At 62.1% G+C, this 7,211-nt stretch carries 3 protein-coding genes; 2 read left to right on the forward strand and 1 reads right to left on the reverse strand.

What is annotated here, in order from left to right; genetic code table 11:
• Nucleotides 1–159: 159 nt before the first annotated feature.
• A complete protein-coding gene (gene ppx, locus KFO72_RS40900; RefSeq protein ID WP_224102208.1) occupies nucleotides 160–1,710 on the reverse strand; it encodes an exopolyphosphatase in 1,551 nt (516 codons plus the stop codon).
• A gap of 237 nt (nucleotides 1,711–1,947) precedes the next feature.
• On the opposite strand from ppx, the gene ppk1 reads away from it, so the two are divergent.
• Nucleotides 1,948–4,011: a polyphosphate kinase 1 gene (ppk1, locus tag KFO72_RS40905; protein ID WP_054934195.1), complete on the forward strand. Its 2,064-nt coding sequence runs from the start codon at nucleotides 1,948–1,950 to the stop codon at nucleotides 4,009–4,011.
• A gap of 341 nt (nucleotides 4,012–4,352) precedes the next feature.
• Nucleotides 4,353–6,986 (forward strand): ESPR-type extended signal peptide-containing protein, encoded by a 2,634-nt coding sequence (locus KFO72_RS40910; RefSeq protein ID WP_225034486.1) that lies wholly within the window; start codon nucleotides 4,353–4,355, stop codon nucleotides 6,984–6,986.
• Nucleotides 6,987–7,211: the final 225 nt, after the last annotated feature.

Raw genomic sequence — 7,211 nt, forward strand, 5'->3', positions numbered from 1 at the left:
GGTGCCGCCCCGCACAGGGGCGACGCCTGAAGCGAGCTAACAATTCGCGGATGCCAGCGAAAGCAAAAGCAAAAGCAAACCGCGGATGCCAGCGAAAAAGGCAAATGCCCAGTGCAAAAAGCAAAAACCAAAAGGCAAAAACCAAAAAGCAAAAAAACCTCAATCCTCCGTGTACACCACACGATACGGCATCCGAATCTTCTCCCACTCAGCCGCCTCCTGAATGAGGCTATAGTCCGTCAGCGGATTATTCGCAACCCACGACTGCGGCAACCGCACCTCATACCCGCCATTCGCCTCAGCGACAGTAATCCCGGGCAGCCCGGCATCCGCCCGACGCCGGCAAAACAGCGCCGCGAGCCGCAGACAGAACAACAAATCCCACTCGACATCCCGCGTCTGCGCAAGCTTGCCGAGCTTACCGGCATGACCCACGACGAGCGCCGCAAGCCGCGCCTGATCAGTGCGCGAAAAACCCGGCATGTCCGCATTGCTCGCGATATAAGCCGAATGCTTGTGATACGCACTGTGCGAAATCGACAGCCCGATCTCATGCAGCGCAGCCGCCCACCCAAGGAACATGCGGTTCTCTTCACGCACCTCGGCATCCGGCTCTTCGAGCTGATCATAGAAGCGCACCGCGAGTTCGCCGATACGTGCCGCCTGCTCGCGATCCACGCCATAGCGCCGCATAAAGCCTTCGACCGTAACCGTACGCATGTCCTGATGCTGCGAACGCCCCAGCAGGTCGTACAACACGCCAAGCCGCAGCGCGCCGTCCGTCGTATCGACGTATTCGACGCCAAGCTCGTCGAACACCGCAATCATGATCGACAGGCCGCCCGCCAGCACGGGCACACGGTCCGGCTTCAGCGCCACCAGCTTGAGCCGGTTGACGTTCTCCGCCTTGATCAGCGCACGCTTCAAACGCTCGAGGCCGCCGCGCGAAATACCGTGCGTGATGCCCTGATCATTGAAACCGTTAGCCTCAACCAGTTCGGCAAGCGCGCGCGCCGTGCCCGACGAACCGATGCCCTGGTCCCAGCCCTCGGCCCGGTAGTCGGCCGAAATGATCTGGATCTCGCGCGACGCCGCGAGCTCGGCCTGACGCATCGTGTATTCGTCGACATTGCCCGCCGGGAAGAACTGCCGGCTGTGACTCACGCAGCCGATGTACAGGCTTTCCATTCGAATCGGCGTGTAGTGCGAGCCGATGATGAATTCCGTCGACCCCCCGCCGATATCGACGACAAGCCGCTTGCCCGCGCTCGCCGGAACCGAATGCGCAGCGCCCGCATAGATCAGTCGCGCTTCTTCGCGGCCCGCGATCACTTCGATCGGGAAGCCGAGCGCCGCTTCCGCTTCGCCCAGAAATTCCTGCGCATTCTTCGCGACGCGCAGCGTGTTGGTGGCGACCGCGCGCACATGATCGGGATGGAAATCGCGCAGACGTTCGCCGAAGCGTTTCAGCGCGTCCCAGCCGCGCTCCTGCGAAGCACGGTCGAGCATTTTTTCGCGCGACAGGCCCGCGCCGAGCCGCACGGGTTCGCGCAGCGCGTCGACCTGATAGATCTGGCTGCCCGCTTCGGTTTCCTCGACACGGCCCACGATCAGGCGGAAGCTGTTCGAGCCGAGATCGACGGCGGCAAGGAGTGGCGGAGTATTGACCATCGGGTGTGAGGACCTCGTGCGCGAGGGGAAAGCACCCATGCGGGGAGCCTTTGCTGGCGCGCTGTTCGAAAGCGCCATTTTAAGCGTACTCGTCATTACGCTGTCACCTCCACCATTGTCGAGCGATATCGTCACACATGGGTGCGTCATATTTACGACACGACGCGGCAAAAGCGTAAAATCATGACAAAAGCCATTTCATGCAACTGTCATCATACTGTGAGAATTTCCGAGCGTCCTTTCGAGTCAACTCCCGACATTTCATTCTCACCGCCGATGTCCAACCGCTACCCTCTTCTGAACCGCGAGCTGGGCATTCTGGGGTTCAACGAACGCGTGCTCGCGCAGGCCGCTGACCCTGCTGTACCGCTCCTCGAACGCTTGCGTTTCATCTGCATCACCAGCAGCAATCTCGACGAATTCTTCGAAGTCCGCATGGCCGGTCTTCAGGAACAGATGCGCGACAACCCGGGCGCGCTGTCGCCCGACGGCATGTCGTTGCAGCATTGCTACGACCTCGTTGTCGAGCGCGCGCAGAAGCTCGTGCATCGACAGTACACGATGCTGCAGGACACCGTGCTGCCCGCACTGGAAGACGAAGGCATCTATTTTCACGGCACGGAAGCCTGGAACGAAGCGCAGACGCAATGGGCGCGCGAGTACTTCCTCGATGAGCTGCTGCCCGTCCTGACGCCGATCGGCCTCGATCCCGCGCATCCGTTTCCGCGTGTGCTGAACAAGAGCCTGAACTTCGTCGTCGAACTGGAAGGCAAAGATGCATTCGGCCGTCAGGCCGTGATGGGCATCGTGCAGGCGCCGCGCGCGCTGCCGCGCCTCGTGCGCATGCCGCAAGAACTGTCCGGCTATCCGCATGGCTTCGTGCTGCTCAGTTCGCTGCTGCAACGGTTTGTCGGCGAGCTGTTTCCTAATCTCGCCGTACGCAGCTGCAACCAGTTCCGCATTACGCGCAACAGCGAGCTGTTCGTCGACGAAGACGAAATCACCAACCTGCGCGTCGCGCTGCAGGGCGAACTGCCCGCGCGGCATCTCGGCAATGCGGTGCGGCTCGAGATGTCGGCGGGAACGCCCCCGCATCTGATGCAGCGCCTGCTCGACGAAAGCGGCTTGTCGCAGAAGGACTGCTACTTCGTCGATGGCCCGGTGAACCTCGTGCGGCTGATGCAGTTGCCCGAGATGGTCGACCGGCCCGATCTGAAGTTCGTCCCGCATATTCCCGCGACGCCGCCGCAGATCGCCAACAGCGCGAGCCTGTTCGACGTGATCGATCAGGGCGACGTGCTGCTGCATCATCCGTACGAGAGTTTCCAGCCGGTGCTCGAACTCTTGCTGCAGGCCGCGAAGGACCCGAATGTCGTTGCGATCAAGCAGACCATTTATCGCACGGGCACCGATTCGCCGCTGATGGATGCGCTGATGCAGGCCGCCCGCAATGGCAAGGAAGTGACGGTCGTCGTGGAGTTGCTTGCGCGCTTCGACGAAGAGACGAACATCAACTGGGCATCGCAACTCGAAGCCGTCGGCGCGCATGTCGTGTACGGCGTGGTCGGCCACAAGTGCCACGCGAAGATGATGCTGATCGTGCGCCGCGTGTCGGAAGGCGGCAAGTCGATTCTCAAGCGCTACGCGCATCTCGGCACGGGTAACTATCATCCGCGCACTGCGCGTCTCTACACCGACTTCGGCCTGATGACGGCCGATCAGAAGATCTGCGAAGACGTGCACCACGTGTTCCAGCAATTGACGGGCATCGGCGGCGAGTTGCCGTTGCACGAGTTGTGGCAGTCGCCGTTCTCGCTGCATCCGCGGCTCGTCGAGTCGATTCGCGCTGAAGCCGAGCATGCGCGCGCGGGCAAGCGCGCGCGGATCGTCGCGAAGATGAACGCGCTGCTGGAGCCGACCGTTATTGCGGAGCTGTACGAGGCATCGCAGGCGGGCGTAAAGATCGATCTGATCGTGCGGGGCGTGTGCGCATTGCAGCCGGGCGTCGAAGGGCTGTCGGAGAACATTACCGTGCGCTCGATCGTCGGGCGGTTCCTCGAGCATCACCGTATCTTCTATTTCCATGACGACGGCCGCGAGCAGGTTTATCTGTCGAGCGCCGACTGGATGGATCGGAATTTCTTCCGCCGCGTCGAAGTCGCGTTTCCGATCAATAACCGGCGGTTGAAGCGCCGCGTGATTGCGGAAGGGCTGTCGGCGTTTCTCGGCGACAACCAGGCCGCCTGGTTGATGCAGAGCGATGGGCACTATCGGCGGCGCAGGCCGGGGAAATCGTCGCGCAATGCGCAGATGAGCTTGCTGACGAAGTTCTGCTCCTAAGTTCCCCTCTTCCGAATACAGACACCCCAGATGTCGGTGACGACGCTGGGGTGTTTTCTTTGGACCTTCTGCCGCGCTCTGTCAATAAATCAGACAAATACAGAATCTCCCGAATAGATTAAGAGTTGTCTCATTAATCTCCGGGCTCATCTCAAATAAATTTAGAGACATCGAAACGAGCTCGTCGCTGGTTCACGGAATGCCCCGAAAACCCACGAGCACTCGACATCGACGGCTATCGAGATAGCAGCAGATCCATGCACGCATGTGCGGAATCGCTTTGTTCGCAAATCTCAAAACGATAGATCGTTATCCTAAATTTATTTGATGACGAGTTTTCCATGAATAAGACCTACCGAATTGTGTGGTGCGCAAAGACGGCTACGTTCATCGCCGCGGCCGAAACCGCCCGAGCCAAGGGCAAATCGGCCCGTAGCGGCGCGCGTGCGCTGAGCTGCGCCGTGCTGCTGACGCTCGGCGGCGTGGCGGGTGCAGCGCACGCAGGCGCGCTGGACGGTGGCTCGACGGCCAGCGGACTCGCGACTGACATCGCGTACGGCAACGGCGCCAAAACGACGAATGCAGCAGGTGGTAAGGCGGCTGTGGCGATTGGCCAGAACGCTTCGGCAAACAACCTCTCCGGCGCGACGCCGAACGCTGACGGCACGGTCGCCGTCGGTGACTCGGCCAATGCAACGGATGGCGGCGTGGCCGTGGGCGGCGCGAGCTACGCAGGCTCGATGGCGACGGCGGTAGGCGCTGGCGCGACGGCCGCGACGGCCAATTCGGTCGCGCTGGGTTCGAACTCGGTGGCAAACTCGACCACGCTCGGCACGGCTGGCTTTGCGCCCGTCGGCGGCACGGCGATCTCGGCAGCGACGGCAGCGGGCGAAGTGTCCATTGGCAAGGCGGGTGCAGAGCGTCGCATCACAAACGTGGCTGCGGGTTTGAACGGGACAGACGCGGTGAACGTGAGCCAGCTGATGGCGGAAGATGCGAAGATCAATAACATCAGCAGCGACGTGAGCAATGTTAGTCGCTACTTCAAAGCAGGCGGCACCAATTCCGGTACGGACGACTCGCAGATCATGGGTGTCGGAGACATCGCAATCGGCGCCGGCGCCAAGGTGACCGGCTTTGTAACCGGCCCCAATTCGACTGTGGTCATTGGCTACCAGGCGACTTCAGGAATAGCCGCCGTGGCGTTGGGTTCATATGCGATCGCTTCGGACGGGAGTACGGCAATCGGCCGTAGGTCCGAGGCCGACGGCTACTATTCTTCCGCGCTGGGAGGGCGGTCAGTTGCAACCGCAGATTCCTCGGTAGCGCTCGGCGCTCGCTCGCTTGCCGATCGTGCCAATACCGTCTCGGTGGGCGCGGCGAGGTCGTTCACCACCTCGGACGGTGTCGTACAGACTGCCATCACGCGTCAGATCGTCAACATGGCCGCCGGTACGCAAGGCAACGACGCTGTGAACCTCTCCCAGCTCTCCCCGGTGGTAAATGCGCTCGGCGGCGGCGCGTCCATCGACACCACCACGGGTGCGGTCACGGGCCCGACGTATGTAACAGGCGGAAGCACCTTCAGCAACGTGGGTGGCGCAATCAGCAACATCGATGCACGCACCACGCAAAACGCGAGCGACATCTCCAACATCGACGCACGCACCACGCAGAACTCGAGCGACATCACCAACCTGACCACGGCGATCAACAGCGGCGGCGTCGGCCTCGTTCAGCAAGACGCGACCACACGCAACATCACGGTCGCGAAGGCAGCCGACGGCACGATCGTCGACTTCACCGGCGCGGCGGGCGCGCGCATGCTGACAGGTTTGCTCGCTGGCGACGTGAGCGCATCCAGCGCCGATGCCGTCAACGGCTCACAACTCTTCAACGTCGCGAGTTCGACGGCTAGCGCGATCGGCGGTGGCTCGACCGTCAACCGCGACGGCTCGATCTCCCTACCCAGCTACGTGATCGGCGGCATCACGATGAGCAGCATCGGCGGCGCGATCACGAATATCGATGCCCGTACCACGCAGAACGCGTCGGACATCAGCAGCATCAACGCCGCGTTGAGCAACATCACCATCGGCGGTGCAGCGAGCAACAAGTATTTCCACACGAACTCGGTGCTGACGGATTCGCAGGCGACGGGTAGCGATGCCGTGGCGATCGGCGGCGCCGCTGTCGCAACGGCCGCCAACTCGGTGGCACTAGGCTCGAACTCGGTGGCGGACCGTGCGGGCTCGGTGTCCGTGGGCTCGACGGGTGCTGAGCGGCAGATCACGAACGTGGCGGCGGGTACGGCCGACACCGACGCCGTGAACGTTGCCCAGATGAACTCGGCGCTCGCCAACGTGACGAACATCGCGATGAACGCAGCCTCGGGCAGCCCGACGTTCGCCACGAATGGCGACGGCAGCGCGCAAGCGGCCAAGGCAACGGGCCACCACGCGACGGCGATGGGTTCGAATGCGCAAGCGTCGGCGGATAACTCGGTCGCGCTGGGTGCGGACTCGGTCGCGGATCGGGAGAATACGGTGTCGATCGGATCGAAAGGCAAGGAGCGTCAGATCACCAATGTCGCCGCCGGCACGCAGGGCACGGATGCCGTCAATGTCGACCAGTTGAACGAGACGGTCGCGGGCGCGGTGGGTAATCTGCCGGCAGGCATGAGCGCCAAGGACTACACCGACCAGCGTTTCAACTCGATGCAGAACACCGTCAACCAGGTCGCGAAAAACTCGTACGCCGGTGTGGCCGCCGCAATGGCCATGCCGAACATGACGCCTTCGCAGCCGGGCAACACGGTTGTCGCTGCAGGTGCCGGCTCGTACAAGAGCGGAGCGGCGCTGGGTGTCGGCGCGACCTACCGCTCGCGGAACAGCAAGTGGCTGGTCAATGGTGCAGTGTCGGTGACGTCGACGGGCGATGCAGGGGTTCGCGCTCAGGTTGGGTATGAGTTCTGATCCGAATGCGTCGGATGAGCGCTGGGGGTTCCAGGCGCTGATGTTCCGGTAGTACGAAGCCCGGTTTGCTGGTGACAGTGAGCCGGGCTTTTTTGTTGTTGGGCACGGTTTTTTGTCTGCGACGCTGTTCGGTTTTTTTTGGATTTTCGCTGGCATCCGCGTTATGCCTTCGTGCTTCACGCGTCGCCCCTGTGCGGGGCGGCACCTACTTTTCTTTGCCGCCGC

This window comes from Paraburkholderia sp. XV (genome assembly GCF_020177535.1).
Taxonomy (GTDB): domain Bacteria; phylum Pseudomonadota; class Gammaproteobacteria; order Burkholderiales; family Burkholderiaceae; genus Paraburkholderia; species Paraburkholderia caribensis.